The organism is Pantoea sp. ME81 (assembly GCF_903970985.1).
GTDB lineage: Bacteria > Pseudomonadota > Gammaproteobacteria > Enterobacterales > Enterobacteriaceae > Pantoea > Pantoea communis.
On record NZ_CAJCKS010000019.1, the window covers coordinates 1 to 14,914 of the forward strand.

Sequence of the window (14,914 nt, forward strand, 5' to 3'; positions counted from 1 at the left end):
ATCGCGGCCCTGTTCCGCGATAACGCGCTGATGCATCCCAACGGTAGCACGCGCCTTAAAGAGGGCGATGTGCTATGTGTGATTGGACGTGAACGTGATTTGCCCGCTTTGGGTAAAATGTTCAGTCAGTCTCCACCCGTCGCGCTCGATCAACGCTTCTTTGGTGACTTCATTCTGGATGCCGAGGCACGTTTACGCGATGTGGCGCAAATTTATGGGCTGGAACTCGATGAAACCACCAACGATCAGCAATCCCTCGGTCAACTGGTGATGGGCCTGCTGGGCAGTACACCGGTGGTGGGCGATCAGGTGGAGTGGAACCAATTGACCTGGACCGTGGCAGAGAAAGAGGACAACCAAATCGTTAAAATTGGCGTACGTGTCATGGAAGACAAGGAGTAATCCTAACCGCGAATACGCCAAAACTGCGCGTGAGCGACTATGATCACTGTTCCACCCAGCACAAACGGGAGAAGCGCATGGGACACGTGGTAAAGATTGGTCGTTACGAGATCGTTGATGCAGAACTGAATGCTGAAAAGCTCGATACCATCAGCATTCCCTGCAATACCAACCCCGGCCTGAGTTACCAACTCGATGGCTGGGATCATGAAACCAGCGTGCCGGCGTGGATTGATGGCGAGCCCGTCGATCTGCAGATCGGACACTATGACAAGCAACAAGACCGCTGGGTATTAAAAAAACCCGCCTGATGTACCCCCGCCGCCATCCGCTTCGTATGGCGGTCATTCCTAAAAGCAGTCTTAAAATGAAGCGTTCTATCTGTGTTTTTTTTGGTTTTAACCTTGTATTTCAATTAGCTAACTCACTATTTCACGCAGCATTTATTTCCTTTTAAGACTATTTCCATATTAACTCTGTCAAATAACTCCTGCATACTCTTAAACGTTGCTGCAGCTTTTCGTGACGTACATCACGTCTCAAACGGCCCTTTCCATGCAGCGCTTATGGCAGCATTGACTTATATCGCACTGAAAAATCATTTCTTTTTATTTTCGGTGGACAACTCCTGAGCGCGTACTTGATTCTGGTCAGGCCATCTTTTACTTAAGAAAAGAGAGCAGGTTTTATGGCAAGTACATTGGTAATGAATGATGCAACCCGCTCGTGGAGCGGATTGCGTAAAAATCTCATCGCAAAAGTCGCTTTAAGCTTTTCGGATTTAATTGCTCTGAATCTGGCTTTGTTTTTATCTGCAGCAACCGTTCAGGGTATTTGGGGAGAACTGGACACCTTTATTCCGCCGCAGCAGATTGAGTACCGCTTCATCGCTCAATTAGGGCTTTCTGTACTTTGCACCGCGTGGTTTTGGGTGCGCATGCGTCATTACACTTACCGCAAACCGTTCTGGTTCGAGTTAAAAGAGATTGTTAAAACCCTGTTCGTCTTCTCGCTGCTGGATTTGGCACTGATTGCCTTCTCCAAGTGGGATTTTTCGCGCATGGTTTGGGTGTTTAGCTGGACTTACGCACTGCTACTGCTGCCGCTGATGCGTGCGGTGGTCAAGCGTGCCATCAACCGCGCAGGTCAGTGGCAGAAAGAGACCATCATCATTGGTTCAGGCAAGAATGCCATGGAAGCTTATGCAGCCCTGCAGAGTGAGGAAATCCTCGGCTATAACGTCCAGGCTTTCATCTCACTGGAAGATGAGCACCACCCTGAGAACGTGAATGGTGTACCCGTGATCACCTGGAAAGACATCAACTGGCAAACGATGGATCGCGACAACACGCAATTTATCGTCGCCACTGAGTTTGAACAGCAGGTGGTGCGCGATAAATGGCTGAAGTTCCTGTCCAAAATGAAGTGCCGCTCCATCTCCGTGATTCCAACCCTGCGCGGTGTGCCGCTGTATGGCACTGATATGTCATTCATCTTCAGCCACGAAGTGATGATCCTGCGCGTCAGCAACAATCTGGCGAAACGCTCATCCCGCTTCCTCAAGCGTACTTTCGATATCGTGGTGGCATCACTGTTGCTGCTGTTCCTTGCCCCGGTATTTGGTCTGCTGTGTGCGATGGTGAAACGTGATGGCGGCAATGCCATTTATGGACATGAACGCGTTGGGCAAGACGGTGTGAAGTTTAAATGCCTGAAGTTCCGTTCGATGGTCACCAACTCGCAGGAAGTATTGCAAAACCTGCTGGCGACCAGTGAAGAAGCGCGTGCCGAATGGGATCGTGATTTCAAACTGAAGAACGATCCACGCATCACCAAAATTGGCGGCTTCCTGCGTAAAACCAGTCTCGACGAATTGCCGCAGTTGTGGAATGTGATTCGTGGTGAGATGAGTCTGGTGGGACCACGTCCGGTTATCGAAGCTGAGCTGGAACGTTACGCAGGGGATGTCGATTATTACCTGATGGCGAAACCGGGCATGACGGGTCTGTGGCAGGTGAGTGGTCGTAACGACATAGACTACGACACCCGCGTCTATTTCGATTCCTGGTATGTGAAGAACTGGGCGTTGTGGACCGATATTGCCATTCTGTTCAAAACCGCAGGCGTAGTGTTACGCCGTGACGGCGCTTACTGATCCTACCCTCGACGCGATGTCTGTGTTGGTCCAGCAGACATCGCTTTTTTATTCCTTTCTTTTTCCCGGCTAAGTCATTACCCTTCCCGCTTGTTTAACAGGACGTTTCTGGTTTCAGATGCAAAAATTTACCCTGCTGCTTTTAAGCCTGGTGCTGCTGGCACCGCTCGGCATCGATCTTTACCTTCCCACTCTGCCGCAAATCGCTGAAGGCCTGAACAGCCCGGTCAGTTTGATTCAGATTACCATTCCGCTGTTCTTACTGGTGATGGGCATCGGCCAACTGGTGACCGGACCTTTGGTGGATAATTTTGGCCGTAAGCCGATTGCGCTGATCGGCCTGGCACTCTACATCGTTGGTAGCGCTGTGGCTGCGACCGCCACCGTATGGCCGGTGTTCTTCCTCGCCCGTTTGATTCAGGGCTGCGCGGTCTGTTGCAGTGCTGTGGTGGCCTTCAGTGGCGTGCGCGATCGTTTAAGCGGTGATGAAGCCGCACGCGCCTATGGTTTCCTGAATGGTGCACTGAATATTGTGCCGGCACTGGCGCCACTGCTGGGCGGTATCCTTGCTGAAGCCTACGGCTGGCGTGCGCCCTTCTGGTTCCTGTGTGGCTATGCTGCCGTGATTGGTTTGATTGTGGTGTTCTGCCTGCCGGAAACCCGTCCTGCCGATACGCTGCGAGTTAAAGGATTGCCGCTGGCGCAGTACGCGGCGATTGCACGTGAACCGCGTTTTCTTGCCTTCGCCTTTGCCAATGCGGGTGCGCTCGGCATGGTGCTGACTTATGTGTCACTGGCACCCCACGTGCTGATGACGGAAGGGGGTCTGACGCCCCTGCAATTCTCCTTTGCCTTTGGTGCCAACGGCTTTTGGATCATGCTGGTCAGTGCGTTTGTGAATAAGACTATCCGTAAAGCCGGACGCCCGTTCTGCCTGGCGATGGGCTTCGTCACCATGCTGCTGGGTGCCATTCTGCTGCTGGCGGGAATGACGCTGTTGCCTGCCGTATGGCAGACACACTGGGCGCTGTATATGATTCCGGTGGCGGTATCGGTTGCAGGACTGGCCTTTACCGTTGGCCCGGCCACCAGCTACGCGTTAGAACCGTATCAGCAGCAGGCAGGCGTTGCCGCGGCATTGCAGGGGTTTATTCAGATGGCGTGCGGCGCGGGTGGTAGCCTGATGATTGTGGCATTGCCGGTTGCAGAAAAATCAGCACTGGCTTTGATGATGCTTTTAGGTGCAGCGCTGGCTCTGATTGCCTGGCGCTGCAGTAAGAAGATGCACGGCAGCGTGACCGCGCTTAAATAATCTCAACCGGTACGCGGGGCGCGAGTGCACACATCAGCTCGTAGCCCACCGTGCCGGCGGCTTTCGCCACCTCATCGATTTTCACCTGATTGCCCCACAGTTCCACTTTGGAACCAATCCCGGCCTGCGGACAAGGTTCGAGGTCAATCATCATCATATCCATGGAGATCGCGCCCAGCGTCTGGGTGCGAATACCGTCGACGCTCACTGGCGTGCCGGTTGGCGCATGGCGTGGATAGCCATCTGCATAGCCGCAGGCCACAATACCAATGCGCTGTGCGCCCAATGCATGATAGCGATAGCCATAGCCCACACCGTCACCGGCACTGAGCTGCTGCACACCAATGATTTCACTGTTCAGCGTCATCACAGGTTGCAAGCCGCTGCTGGCAATATCCTGCCAATTCCCACTTGGCGATGCGCCATAGAGAATGATCCCCGGACGCACCCAGTCAAAGTGCGCTTCAGGATGCCACAACGTGGCGGCAGAGTTGGAGAGCGAGCGCGGGCAATCCAAACCTTCGGCGGCCAGTTCAACGCGCTTCATCGGTTCGATAAGTCCTTCCGGGTTTTCCGCGTCCGCAAAATGCGCCATCAGCGTCATCTCACCGACGTTAGGGAGCGCACGCAGTTTCTGCCACGCCGCCTGAACCTGTTCAGGACGGAAACCCAGCCGATTCATGCCGCTGTTCATCTTCACATAGATATCAACCGGTGCAGAAAGTGAAGCTTTGGCCAGCGCCTGAATCTGCCAGTTGCTGTGCACGCTGGTGGTCAAGCGATAACGATCGATCAACGTTAGATCTTCAGCATGGAAGAAACCTTCCAGCAACAGAATCGGTTTTTTCCAACCCTGCTCACGCAACAGAATCGCTTCTTCCATATTCAACAGCGCGAAACCATCGGTCTCTGCCAGACTTTGCCAGACACGCGCGATACCGTGCCCGTATGCATTGGCTTTGACCACTGACCAAACCCGCGACTGCGGTGCAGCCTGCCGTACAATCGCCAGATTGTGGCGCAGCGCCTGTTGGTTAATGGTGGCGCCAGTAGGACGTGACATGCTTGTGCTCTCCCTGAGGTCTCAACGCGCCGCGTTAGCGTTACGCAACGGCGACGAATGGGGTTCGAAACCCGGCAGGTAGCGCAGTACTGACAAATCGTCTGCGGCAATCGCCGGTTTCTGACCGGAAATCAAATCAGCCAATAGCTGACCGGAACCACAGGCCATGGTCCATCCCAGCGTTCCGTGACCGGTGTTGAGATAGAGATTGGACAGCGGCGTACGCCCGACAATCGGCGTGCCGTCCGGCGTCATCGGACGCAATCCTGTCCAGAACGTGGCCTGTTCAACAAAACCGCCTTCAGGATAGAGATCGCTGACCACCATCTCCAGCGTTTCACGTCGTGCAGGCGTCAGTTTGGTGTTAAAACCAACAATTTCCGCCATGCCTCCCACGCGAATGCGATCGTCAAAGCGCGTGACCGCCACTTTATAGGTCTCATCGAGGATGGTGGACACCGGCGCAGCGTCGGGATTCTTAATCGGAATGGTGAGGGAATAGCCTTTTAGCGGATAAACCGGAATTGAGACGATATCTTTAAGCAACGCGGTCGAGTAGGAACCAAAGGCCACCACATAGGCATCCGCTTTAACCACCTCATCACCACACTTCACACCGTAAATGCGATTGCCTTCACGCAGCAGTTGATCAACCTGAGTGTCATAGCGGAAGGTGACACCCGCAGCGGCTGCCATCTCGGCCAGGCGCTGCGTAAACAGCTGGCAGTCTCCGGTTTCATCGTTCGGTAAACGCAGCCCACCGGTCAGTTTGTGTGCGGTCGTGGCCAGCGCCGGTTCAACGCTGTGGAGCTGGTGTGCTTCCAATAGTTCGTATGGCACGCCGGCTTCTTTGAGCACGGCAATATCTTTGCTGGCGCTCTCAAACTGTTGCTGAGTGCGGAACAACTGCAAGGTGCCACCCTGCCGGCCTTCATAGGCGATACCGGTCGAGGCGCGCAATGCTTTCAGGCAATCACGACTGTATTCCGCGATACGTACCATGCGTCCTTTGTTTTCCTGATAATGGCGCATGTCACAGTTACGCAGCATGTTCCACATCCATTCCAGCTGGAACTTACTGCCGTCGAGGCGAACGGCCAATGGCGCGTGACGCTGAAACATCCATTTTACCGCTTTAAGCGGCACGCCCGGTGCCGCCCAGGGCGCTGCATAGCCCGGAGAGATCTGGCCCGCATTACCCGCGCTGGTTTCCAGCGCTGCGCCAGGTTGGCGATCGATGACCGTTACCTCATGTCCAGCCTGCGCCAGATACCAGGCACTCGCCACTCCCACGACACCACTTCCAAGAATCACTACGCGCATAAGCCCCTCGTCGCAGCAAAAGCATAATCAACTATGAATACTGCCTGCATTAGCATAACCAGACAGCACTTCTCATCTTACATTCGACAGACATATTTCACATGTTTTTCACCTTCCTGCACACAGAAATCATGAGGTAGTGCAAAAATCAGGATTTTTTATGCCATAAAACCATTAACCAGCAATTTATTATGCGCAAGGCAGTGCTTTTCTCTTTTTTCAGGAGAAAGCGCCGCAGTCATATAATGCACTTATAAACAGAGTTTTATTCTGCAAATTAATCCAAAACCAACAGTTGTCATTAGTAATGACTTAAGCGTCGATTTTTGAATGATTTTCTGCCAAAAGAATTCGATTGAGTTCCGGTTTCGGATAAGCGACAGTGGACTATCATTGAAGTGTTCGCTCAGTTTTATTGGGCCGTCTTTCTCAGGATGAAGCCTTAAACGATCGTGACAGGTGACAATCCGTTGCCTGCCGCTTGCAAAACAGAGGTGCGCTATGACGACAATCTTTGACGAGCCAACCCGGAGCAGTAAACGACTCAGTGATGGACCCGACTGGACCTTCGAACTGCTTGATGTCTATCTGGCGGAAATCGACCGTGTAGCGAAAAGCTACGGGCTTGATACCTATCCGCATCAAATCGAAGTCATCACCTCCGAACAAATGATGGATGCCTACTCCAGCGTGGGTATGCCGATTAACTACGCCCACTGGTCGTTCGGCAAAAAATTCATTGAAACCGAACAACGCTATAAACATGGCCAGCAGGGTTTAGCGTACGAAATCGTCATCAACTCCAATCCTTGTATTGCCTATCTAATGGAAGAGAACACCATGACCATGCAGGCGCTGGTGATGGCGCACGCGTGCTATGGGCACAACTCTTTCTTTAAAAATAACTATTTATTCCGCAGCTGGACCGATGCCAGCTCCATCGTCGATTACCTGTTATTCGCGCGTAATTACATCACCGATTGTGAAGAGCGATATGGCGTCGAAGAAGTGGAGCGGCTGCTCGACTCTTGCCATGCTCTGATGAACTACGGCGTGGATCGCTATAAACGTCCGCAAAAGATCTCGCTGCAGGAAGAGAAAGCGCGGCAAAAAAGCCGTGAAGAGTATCTGCAAAGCCAGGTAAACACCTTATGGCGCACCCTGCCGCGTAAAGAGAAGGAGTCCGTGCACGTGGAAGCGGCGCGCTATCCTTCGGAACCGCAGGAAAACTTACTCTACTTTATGGAAAAAAACGCCCCGCTGCTGGAGTCCTGGCAACGCGAGGTGCTGCGCATCGTGCGCAAGGTCAGCCAGTATTTCTACCCGCAGAAACAGACGCAGGTGATGAACGAAGGATGGGCGACGTTCTGGCATTACACCATCCTCAACCATCTCTACGACGAAGGGAAAGTGTCGGAACGCTTTATGATGGAGTTCCTGCACAGCCACACCAATGTGGTGTATCAGCCACCGTATAACAGCCAGTGGTATAACGGCATAAACCCTTATGCTTTGGGCTTCGCCATGTTCCAGGATATCAAGCGTATCTGCCAAGCACCGACGGAAGAGGATCGCTACTGGTTCCCGGACATCGCGGGTTCCGACTGGCTGAAAACGCTGCACTTTGCCATGCGTGAATTTAAGGATGAGAGTTTCATCAGCCAGTTCCTGTCACCCAAAGTGATGCGCGACTTCCGCCTGTTTACGGTAATGGATGACGATCGCAATAACTTCCTGGAAATTGCCGCGATCCACGATGAGGCAGGCTATCGCGCCATCCGCCAGCAACTGTCAGCACAGTACAACCTGAGTAATCTGGAGCCTAACATTCAGGTCTATAATGTGGATCTGCGCGGTGACCGTTCGCTGACCTTACGCTACGTGCCACAGCAACGTGCGCCGCTGGATAAAAGCCGCCGCGAAGTGCTGAAGCATGTGCATCGGTTGTGGGGTTTCGATGTGATTCTGGAACAACAGAACGAAGATGGCAGCGTTGAGCTGCTGGACCGGTCGCCAACACGTGGACCCGCACTGTAAACATAAAAAAACCGGACTGTTAAAGTCCGGTTTTCTTTTAGCGCTTGCTGGCTAAATCATCGGGCATGCTTTTTTGCATGCTATGCCAGATCTCGCCACTGCGACGACCATACTCACGTACCGTATCGACAATCTGGTCCTGCGTGGGATTCGCACTGCACAAATCCGCCAGTTGACGATAGAAGCTACGAGCCTGCTGACGCGCCTCGGGATTAGAGAAGTAGTGGCGCCCCACGCGGGTGTACAGCCCTTTTAAACCGTTCAGGATCAAACCATAAATCGGGTTACCGGAGGCAAAGGCCAAACCACGGAACACGCGATAATCCAGTTCGGTGTAGGCTTCTGCTTTATCCTCTTCGCTCAGTGCAGTTTCCAGCACTTCGCGCGCTTTGTCCGGATGATGACGCAATGCACGACTAATAAAGATCGAGGCGATGTTGGTACGCACCGACAGCAGATTATCAATCAACTGCGGTACGCTATCGTGATCGAGGCGGGCAAGCGTTTCGAGAATGTTTAGACCGGAGGTTTCCCAGAAATCATTCACGCGCGTGGGTTTACCATGTTGAATGGTTAACCATCCATCGCGTGCCAGACGCTGTAAAACTTCACGCAGCGTGGTGCGCGTGACACCAATCAGTTCAGAAAGCTCACGTTCAGCAGGCAGAATAGACCCCGGCGGAAAGCGACTGTTCCAGATGCTTTCAATAATATACTCTTCAGCAAATCCTGCGGGGCTTTGCGCCTTAATCACCATAGCATTTATTTCTCATTGCTTTCTTTGTCGTAATGGCACTCATCATACCAGAGCGGCTATAGCGGAAATAGACTGACAACCGATTAAAAGCGCGCGCTGGCGCAAAAATCAGCGGTGTTTTTAACCGGTCAGACGGCAACGCACTCGTTTGCGTGGTATGGACCTTCAGCCACCTCCGCTTGATCAGTAAATGCGCTTTATATGGCCTGGATCAGGCTTAAGTCATTTTTGTACATGATTTTTTCCCCTTACCTGGCTGGCACGGTTACGCTTTTGGTTTACACTGCGAAGCATTAATGGTTACAGGATAAGCAATATGTTGCGATATTTGAATCAATGCTCACGAGGACGCGGGGCATGGTTATTGCTGGCTCTGACAGCACTGGCTTTTGAACTGACTGCACTCTTCTTTCAACACGTCATGGGACTGAAGCCCTGCGTGATGTGTATCTACGAACGTTGTGCGCTGTTTGGCGTCATGGGCGCAGGTATCGTTGGCGCGTTCGCCCCGAATTCCCTGCCACTGCGCTGGGCCGCTATCCTGATTTGGCTTTACAGCGCTTATAAGGGATTAATGCTTTCTATTGAACATACAAATATTCAGCTGCACCCGAATCCGTTTGTCACTTGTGACTTTGCCGCACGCTTCCCGACCTGGCTGCCGTTGGATAAATGGCTGCCATCGGTATTTGTCGCCAGCGGTGATTGTGCCGAACGCAGCTGGACATTCCTGACCTGGAGTATGCCGCAATGGATGATCGTCATCTTTGCCGCGTATCTGCTGGTTGGAGCACTGGTGCTGATTGCCCAGCCGTTTAAGCCAAAACGCCGCGATCTGTTTAGCCGCTAATCAAAACGAAACAGGCAGCTCTCGCTGCCTGTTATCACGTCAACCGTTACGATCGGGCCGATCGATAATGTGATCTTCCCAGTCGCGCACTTCGCTTTCCCGTACCGCGATATAACGCACCGAGATACGCTGCGCATGCATCGCTTTTTTCGAACCGGCCACCAATGGATGCCAGGCAGGCAATGTGCCGCCTTCGCCTAACAGACGATAGGCGCAGGTGCGCGGCAGCCAGTTAAAGGTGGTGAGGTTTTCACGCGTCAGCTTGATACAGTCCTCTTCAAATTCAAACCGGCGCTCGTAGTTACGGCACTGGCAGGTTTTGATGTTCAGCTGATTGCAAGCCACATTGGTGAAGTAGATTTCGTCGGTGTCCGCATCCTGCAACTTGTTCAGGCAGCACTGGCCGCAGCCGTCGCACAGTGATTCCCACTCTGCATCGTCCATTTGGTCAAGGCGTTTTGTCTGCCAGAAAGGTTGTTCAGTCATGATCGCGGTCCGGGTTGTGCAATAAGACCGCACCTTATAAAGGGTTAGGTGCGGTGATGCAAGTTTTACAGTACGCGGGTGGTAATTCCGTGACCGGCCAGCGAGATTTCGAGTTTATCGCCAGATCGCATTGGCCCGACACCTTCCGGGGTACCCGTCAGGATCACATCGCCGGCGCGCAGCGTAAAGTACTGGCTCATGTAAGCAATCAGCGGCAGGATTTTGTGAATCATATCCGCTGTGCTGCCATGCTGGCGCACTTCGCCATTCACCACCAGTTTCAGTTCGGTATCCTGCGGGTCGCCGCTGAATTCAGAAACTGGAATGAAACCTGACAGCGGGCAAGAGTTATCGAACCCTTTGGATTTTTCCCACGGCTGACCGGCTTTTTTCAATCCCGCCTGTACATCGCGCAGCGTCAGATCCAGTGCCACACCATATCCGGCAATCGCTTTGACCACATGCTCTTCCGTTGCCTGTTTCAGCGTTGAGCCAATCAACACCGCCAGTTCCACTTCGTGATGCACTTCGCCGAAGTTGGCTGGAATTGAAAGCGGCTGACGCAGATCGCACACCGCCGTTTCCGGTTTGATAAACACCACCGGTTCTGTCGGCGTGGCACTGCCCATTTCCTTGATGTGCTTCGCATAGTTGCTGCCCACGCAAACCACTTTGCTGACGGGATAATCCAACAAAGCGCCCTGCCAGTTACGATGCTGATACATGCTGTTCCCCTGCATTAGTTGTGTTTGATGCCAGTCTGACTGGCGGATAGGTCAGGTTCAGTGCCGGAACGCGGCAAGCTGAGGAGGATTATATTAGCGGTTTTATGGCAGCAGACGTGGCGGAAATTGTCAAAAGTCGTTAATCATACGCAACAAACAGGATCACAACCTGGAATTATTGCCCGCAATAATGCTTTAAAGCGGGCGAATAATTAATGCAAATAACACTGAGGATTTTTACAGGGAATATTTACAGATGAATCCGAATTAAACTTTTTTACTCTGATCAAGATGAATGTTGAGCAGACTTTCAACCGGTGGTGGGATCTGTAAATAATAGCCTTGATCGCTCAAACCTTGCTTAACTTTATTGATATCTGCATTAGCCAGTTTGTGGCGTTTGTCCAGTGATAGCACCATTGCTAGCTGGGGTTTACCAAAGCCACGCAGCAGTTCTTCCGGAACGCGCGAAAAATCGTCTTTTTTTTCAACATAAAGATAAGTTTGTTCACGTTGCGGGCTTCTATAGATCACACAAAACATATTTTTTACTCGAATTAACCTGTGGCGTCACTTGCCTGAATATAGCAGTAACTATAACATGCTTGCAGAACTTCGAATATTGACCGTTTGATGTTAATGACGATTTTATCGACGTACATCTTAGGGTCGTAAAACAGGACTGAGTCAGGACAGATGTCGCAAACGCCAATCGAATTCAAGGGAAGCAGTTTTACCCTGTCAGTGGTTCATCTGCACCATTCACAACCCGAGGTGATTCGTCAGGCGCTGCAGGACAAAATCGACCAGGCACCTGCGTTTTTGCAGAATGCGCCGGTGGTGCTCAATGTGTCAGCGCTGAACGGTGACATCAACTGGAAGCAGATGCAGCAGGCGGTCATCGCCACCGGTTTGCGCATTGTCGGTGTCAGTGGTTGTAAAGATGAAGCCCTGAAAAAGATGATTGCCCGAGCAGGCTTGCCGGTGTTGTCAGAAGGCAAAGAGAATCGCAAGCGTGTGGAAGCGCCAGTGGTTGAAGAAGCCCCGCCTATCCTGGCGCCGGTCGCTGAAACCGCCAGCAAAACTCGCATCATCAATACGCCAGTGCGCTCAGGCCAACAAATTTACGCACGGCATGCCGACCTTATCGTCACCAACAGCGTCAGCGCCGGTGCCGAACTGGTGGCAGACGGCAATATTCATATTTACGGCATGATGCGTGGTCGTGCGCTGGCGGGTGCCAGTGGCGAACGTGACAGCCAGATTTTTTGTACCAACCTCGCAGCCGAGTTGGTCTCTATTGCCGGGGAATACTGGATCATGGATCAGATTCCGGCGGAATTTTTTGGTAAAGCCGCGCGCCTGTGCCTTAAAGAGGGCGCGCTCACCATTCAGACACTTTATTAGGCCCCTTTTCTTTCGTTAAGGAAATCAACATTTATGGCACGCATCATTGTAGTTACATCGGGTAAAGGGGGCGTTGGCAAGACCACGTCAAGCGCGGCCATCGCAACCGGTTTAGCGCAGAAGGGCAAGAAAACTGTCGTGATCGATTTTGATATCGGTCTGCGTAACCTCGACCTGATCATGGGCTGTGAACGCCGTGTGGTTTATGACTTCGTCAACGTCATCCAGGGCGATGCAACCTTGAACCAGGCACTGATTCGTGACAAGCGCACGGAGCAACTCTATATCCTGCCTGCTTCACAAACACGTGATAAAGATGCGCTGACCCGCGAAGGCGTGGAAAAAGTATTAAACGACCTGGCCGCGATGGAGTTCGACTTCATCGTATGCGATTCCCCTGCGGGGATCGAAACCGGTGCGTTGATGGCACTGTACTTTGCGGATGAAGCGATTATCACCACTAACCCGGAAGTCTCTTCCGTGCGTGACTCCGACCGCATCCTTGGCATTATCTCTTCTAAATCGCGTCGTGCTGAAAACAGCCAGGACCCGGTGAAAGAGCATCTGCTGCTGACACGTTACAACCCAGGCCGCGTGACGCGTGGCGACATGCTGAGCATGGAAGACGTGCTGGAGATTCTGCGTATACCACTGGTGGGTGTGATCCCGGAAGATCAGTCGGTACTTCGCGCTTCTAACCAGGGTGAGCCGGTCATTCTCGACGCTAACTCTGACGCCGGTAAAGCTTACGCTGATACCGTAGATCGCCTGCTTGGCGAAGAACGCCCCTTCCGCTTTATTGAAGAAGAGAAGAAGGGTTTCCTGAAACGCCTGTTCGGGGGATAACCAATGGCATTATTAGATTTCTTTTTATCCCGTAAGAAGAACACAGCCAACATAGCCAAGGAAAGGCTGCAAATTATCGTAGCCGAGCGCAGAAGGGGCGACAGTGAGCCCCATTATCTGCCGCAACTGAAGCGCGATATTTTGGAAGTGATCTGTAAGTACGTGAAAATTGACCCGGATATGGTGACCGTTCAGCTGGATCAGAAAGGGGACGATATCTCCATCCTGGAACTCAACGTCACACTGCCGGAGACGGAGACGGAAGACGTTCCTAAATGATTGTAGCGGGTTCCTGATTTTCCCCTGCGTTGTGCGCAGGGGAAAACATTCCGCTTATAGCGCCTGCAGGATCTCGTCGATTCGCTTTTGCAGCAATTCACCACGCCAGCCAGTCAGTAATTCTGGTGTACGGCATCCGCTTTTCAAGCCCCAGTATACGCTTAACACCTGATTGATTTGGCGACGTGAAGCCAATAGCTCCTGACTGAAACCCGTCTCTTCGCTTACCTGTAACACCAGCGCTTTGATTGCTTTAAATGCCTGTTTGTAATGCGGATGGTCAATCAGATTGGGCAACGGTTGTGGTAAGGTCGCTTCATCCTGTGCCTGCGCTTCCGCCACCAGCGCCACCATCGCTTTCCCGTGGAAGCGAATCTCGTGACCGTTCAGGCCCAAATGATCGAGCTCACCCAGGCTACCCGGCATAAAGCGCGCCACTTTCCAAAGATTCTCTTCACGCACCACAAAATTCACGGCCATGTCTTTCTGACGGGCGATGTTCAAACGCCATGCCGCCAGGCGTTGCAGCGCTGCCAACTGGCGCGGTCGCAACTGCCATGCGTTGGTGATGTCGCGCCATGCATCCTCTGGCTGTAAAACGTCAAGACGACGCTGGCAAAGATTATCGCATTCGCTCAGCGCTGCAGCCATGTTGCCTGCGGCGTGCGTCTGCTCAACTAACTGATGGGCAATCGGCAGAAGATAAGCGACATCTGCTGCGGCATAGTCGCATTGACGCTCAGTGAGCGGGCGCGCCAGCCAGTCAGTACGGGATTCGCTCTTATCCAGTTCGATTTGGTTAAAGTGATTAACCATCGAAGCGAAGCCCCATGACAGCGGCTGCCCAGCGAAGGCCGCCAGGATTTGGGTATCGATCATCGGATCAGGCAGGCATTTAAAACGATGCAAGAAAACTTCAAGATCTTCGCCACCGGCGTGCAGGAATTTCGTCACCTGTTTGTCTTGCAGCAGTGCGATGAACGGCGTCCAATCACTGATGTTGAGCGGATCGATCAGAACCAGTTGTTCACCATCGAACAGCTGGATCAGACCCAACTGCGGATAGTAAGTGCGCGTGCGCACGAATTCAGTATCCAGCGCAACGGCATTATGCTGGCGCGCTTGTTCGCACACGGCAGCCAGCTGGCTGTTTTGGTCGATCAGGGTGTAATTCACGTATTCATTCTCGCTGCGGCACACTTCGCGCAGCGCTCCATGTTAAAAGCAATAAAAACGCCGGACTGAGCCGGCGTTAACCTGGAGAGAAAGGCA

At 52.5% G+C, this 14,914-nt stretch carries 16 protein-coding genes; 9 read left to right on the forward strand and 7 right to left on the reverse strand.

All coding sequences use genetic code 11. The features are described 5' to 3' along the window. The 4 genes from H7A81_RS05495 to H7A81_RS05510 all read left to right on the forward strand — a co-directional run. The coding region (locus tag H7A81_RS05495; RefSeq protein ID WP_304622183.1) for a transporter associated domain-containing protein at positions 1 to 402 on the forward strand (402 nt) is incomplete at its 5' end. Between the two features lie 77 nt (positions 403 to 479). Continuing rightward, on the forward strand, positions 480 to 713 hold the full coding sequence (locus H7A81_RS05500; RefSeq protein WP_034828766.1) for a DUF1480 family protein: 234 nt from the start codon (positions 480 to 482) through the stop codon (positions 711 to 713). 377 nt (positions 714 to 1,090) lie between these two features. Then, positions 1,091 to 2,557 (forward strand): undecaprenyl-phosphate galactose phosphotransferase WbaP, encoded by a 1,467-nt coding sequence (gene wbaP, locus H7A81_RS05505; RefSeq protein ID WP_058959838.1) that lies wholly within the window; start codon positions 1,091 to 1,093, stop codon positions 2,555 to 2,557. Between the two features lie 118 nt (positions 2,558 to 2,675). Beyond that, complete coding sequence (locus H7A81_RS05510; RefSeq protein WP_034828762.1) at positions 2,676 to 3,869, forward strand: multidrug effflux MFS transporter; 1,194 nt, start codon at positions 2,676 to 2,678, stop codon at positions 3,867 to 3,869. Here the strand turns inward: H7A81_RS05510 and dadX are convergent. After that, positions 3,862 to 4,932 carry a catabolic alanine racemase DadX gene (dadX, locus tag H7A81_RS05515; RefSeq protein ID WP_182056950.1) on the reverse strand — a complete coding sequence of 357 codons (1,071 nt, stop codon included), beginning with the start codon at positions 4,930 to 4,932 and terminating at the stop codon, positions 3,862 to 3,864. The genes H7A81_RS05510 and dadX overlap by 8 nt on opposite strands. 21 nt (positions 4,933 to 4,953) lie before the next feature. Further along, the gene (locus tag H7A81_RS05520; protein ID WP_034828758.1) at positions 4,954 to 6,255 is read right to left on the reverse strand and encodes a D-amino acid dehydrogenase; all 1,302 of its coding nucleotides are present in this window, start codon (positions 6,253 to 6,255) and stop codon (positions 4,954 to 4,956) included. A 501-nt stretch (positions 6,256 to 6,756) separates the two neighbouring features. On the opposite strand from H7A81_RS05520, the gene H7A81_RS05525 reads away from it, so the two are divergent. Then, complete coding sequence (locus tag H7A81_RS05525; protein ID WP_182056951.1) at positions 6,757 to 8,292, forward strand: SpoVR family protein; 1,536 nt, start codon at positions 6,757 to 6,759, stop codon at positions 8,290 to 8,292. Positions 8,293 to 8,329: 37 nt separating this feature from the next. Here H7A81_RS05525 and fadR read toward each other — a convergent pair whose 3' ends face one another. After that, entirely contained in the window at positions 8,330 to 9,049 is a 720-nt protein-coding gene (gene fadR / locus H7A81_RS05530) for a fatty acid metabolism transcriptional regulator FadR (RefSeq protein ID WP_034828755.1), read from the reverse strand. Between the two features lie 316 nt (positions 9,050 to 9,365). Between fadR and dsbB the strand changes: the two genes are divergently transcribed. Further along, the gene (gene dsbB / locus H7A81_RS05535) at positions 9,366 to 9,899 is read left to right on the forward strand and encodes a disulfide bond formation protein DsbB (protein ID WP_182056952.1); all 534 of its coding nucleotides are present in this window, start codon (positions 9,366 to 9,368) and stop codon (positions 9,897 to 9,899) included. Between the two features lie 39 nt (positions 9,900 to 9,938). Here the strand turns inward: dsbB and H7A81_RS05540 are convergent, their stop codons facing one another. The 3 genes from H7A81_RS05540 to H7A81_RS05550 form a co-directional block, all read right to left on the reverse strand. Beyond that, positions 9,939 to 10,385 carry a YcgN family cysteine cluster protein gene (locus H7A81_RS05540; RefSeq protein ID WP_038646609.1) on the reverse strand — a complete coding sequence of 149 codons (447 nt, stop codon included), beginning with the start codon at positions 10,383 to 10,385 and terminating at the stop codon, positions 9,939 to 9,941. A 65-nt stretch (positions 10,386 to 10,450) separates the two neighbouring features. Then, positions 10,451 to 11,110, reverse strand: a complete 660-nt coding sequence (locus tag H7A81_RS05545) for a fumarylacetoacetate hydrolase family protein (RefSeq protein WP_034828748.1) — start codon at positions 11,108 to 11,110, stop codon at positions 10,451 to 10,453. Between the two features lie 267 nt (positions 11,111 to 11,377). Then, positions 11,378 to 11,653: a YcgL domain-containing protein gene (locus H7A81_RS05550; protein WP_182056953.1), complete on the reverse strand. Its 276-nt coding sequence runs from the start codon at positions 11,651 to 11,653 to the stop codon at positions 11,378 to 11,380. A 153-nt stretch (positions 11,654 to 11,806) separates the two neighbouring features. Here H7A81_RS05550 and minC point away from each other — a divergent pair, with 153 nt between their 5' ends. Genes minC through minE form a run of 3 tightly spaced genes read left to right on the forward strand, consistent with a single transcriptional unit; the run spans position 11,807 to position 13,642 of the window. Beyond that, complete coding sequence (minC, locus tag H7A81_RS05555) at positions 11,807 to 12,517, forward strand: septum site-determining protein MinC (protein WP_182056954.1); 711 nt, start codon at positions 11,807 to 11,809, stop codon at positions 12,515 to 12,517. A 33-nt stretch (positions 12,518 to 12,550) separates the two neighbouring features. Next, the gene (gene minD / locus H7A81_RS05560) at positions 12,551 to 13,363 is read left to right on the forward strand and encodes a septum site-determining protein MinD (RefSeq protein WP_034828743.1); all 813 of its coding nucleotides are present in this window, start codon (positions 12,551 to 12,553) and stop codon (positions 13,361 to 13,363) included. A gap of 3 nt (positions 13,364 to 13,366) precedes the next feature. After that, positions 13,367 to 13,642 (forward strand): cell division topological specificity factor MinE, encoded by a 276-nt coding sequence (gene minE, locus H7A81_RS05565; RefSeq protein ID WP_034828741.1) that lies wholly within the window; start codon positions 13,367 to 13,369, stop codon positions 13,640 to 13,642. A 54-nt stretch (positions 13,643 to 13,696) separates the two neighbouring features. On the opposite strand, the gene rnd is transcribed toward minE, so the two are convergent. Next, on the reverse strand, positions 13,697 to 14,818 hold the full coding sequence (gene rnd / locus H7A81_RS05570; RefSeq protein WP_182056955.1) for a ribonuclease D: 1,122 nt from the start codon (positions 14,816 to 14,818) through the stop codon (positions 13,697 to 13,699). Positions 14,819 to 14,914 lie beyond the last annotated feature (96 nt).

Excerpts from the sequence above, each read along its gene's own strand:
- H7A81_RS05500 (WP_034828766.1), top strand. The coding sequence starts at position 480 with ATGGGACACGTGGTAAAGATTGGTCGTTACGAGATCGTTGATGCAGAA.
- wbaP (WP_058959838.1), top strand. The coding sequence starts at position 1,091 with ATGGCAAGTACATTGGTAATGAATGATGCAACCCGCTCGTGGAGCGGA.
- H7A81_RS05510 (WP_034828762.1), top strand. The coding sequence starts at position 2,676 with ATGCAAAAATTTACCCTGCTGCTTTTAAGCCTGGTGCTGCTGGCACCG.
- dadX (WP_182056950.1), bottom strand. The coding sequence starts at position 4,932 with ATGTCACGTCCTACTGGCGCCACCATTAACCAACAGGCGCTGCGCCAC.
- H7A81_RS05520 (WP_034828758.1), bottom strand. The coding sequence starts at position 6,255 with ATGCGCGTAGTGATTCTTGGAAGTGGTGTCGTGGGAGTGGCGAGTGCC.
- H7A81_RS05525 (WP_182056951.1), top strand. The coding sequence starts at position 6,757 with ATGACGACAATCTTTGACGAGCCAACCCGGAGCAGTAAACGACTCAGT.
- fadR (WP_034828755.1), bottom strand. The coding sequence starts at position 9,049 with ATGGTGATTAAGGCGCAAAGCCCCGCAGGATTTGCTGAAGAGTATATT.
- dsbB (WP_182056952.1), top strand. The coding sequence starts at position 9,366 with ATGTTGCGATATTTGAATCAATGCTCACGAGGACGCGGGGCATGGTTA.
- H7A81_RS05540 (WP_038646609.1), bottom strand. The coding sequence starts at position 10,385 with ATGACTGAACAACCTTTCTGGCAGACAAAACGCCTTGACCAAATGGAC.
- H7A81_RS05545 (WP_034828748.1), bottom strand. The coding sequence starts at position 11,110 with ATGTATCAGCATCGTAACTGGCAGGGCGCTTTGTTGGATTATCCCGTC.
- H7A81_RS05550 (WP_182056953.1), bottom strand. The coding sequence starts at position 11,653 with ATGTTTTGTGTGATCTATAGAAGCCCGCAACGTGAACAAACTTATCTT.
- minC (WP_182056954.1), top strand. The coding sequence starts at position 11,807 with ATGTCGCAAACGCCAATCGAATTCAAGGGAAGCAGTTTTACCCTGTCA.
- minD (WP_034828743.1), top strand. The coding sequence starts at position 12,551 with ATGGCACGCATCATTGTAGTTACATCGGGTAAAGGGGGCGTTGGCAAG.
- minE (WP_034828741.1), top strand. The coding sequence starts at position 13,367 with ATGGCATTATTAGATTTCTTTTTATCCCGTAAGAAGAACACAGCCAAC.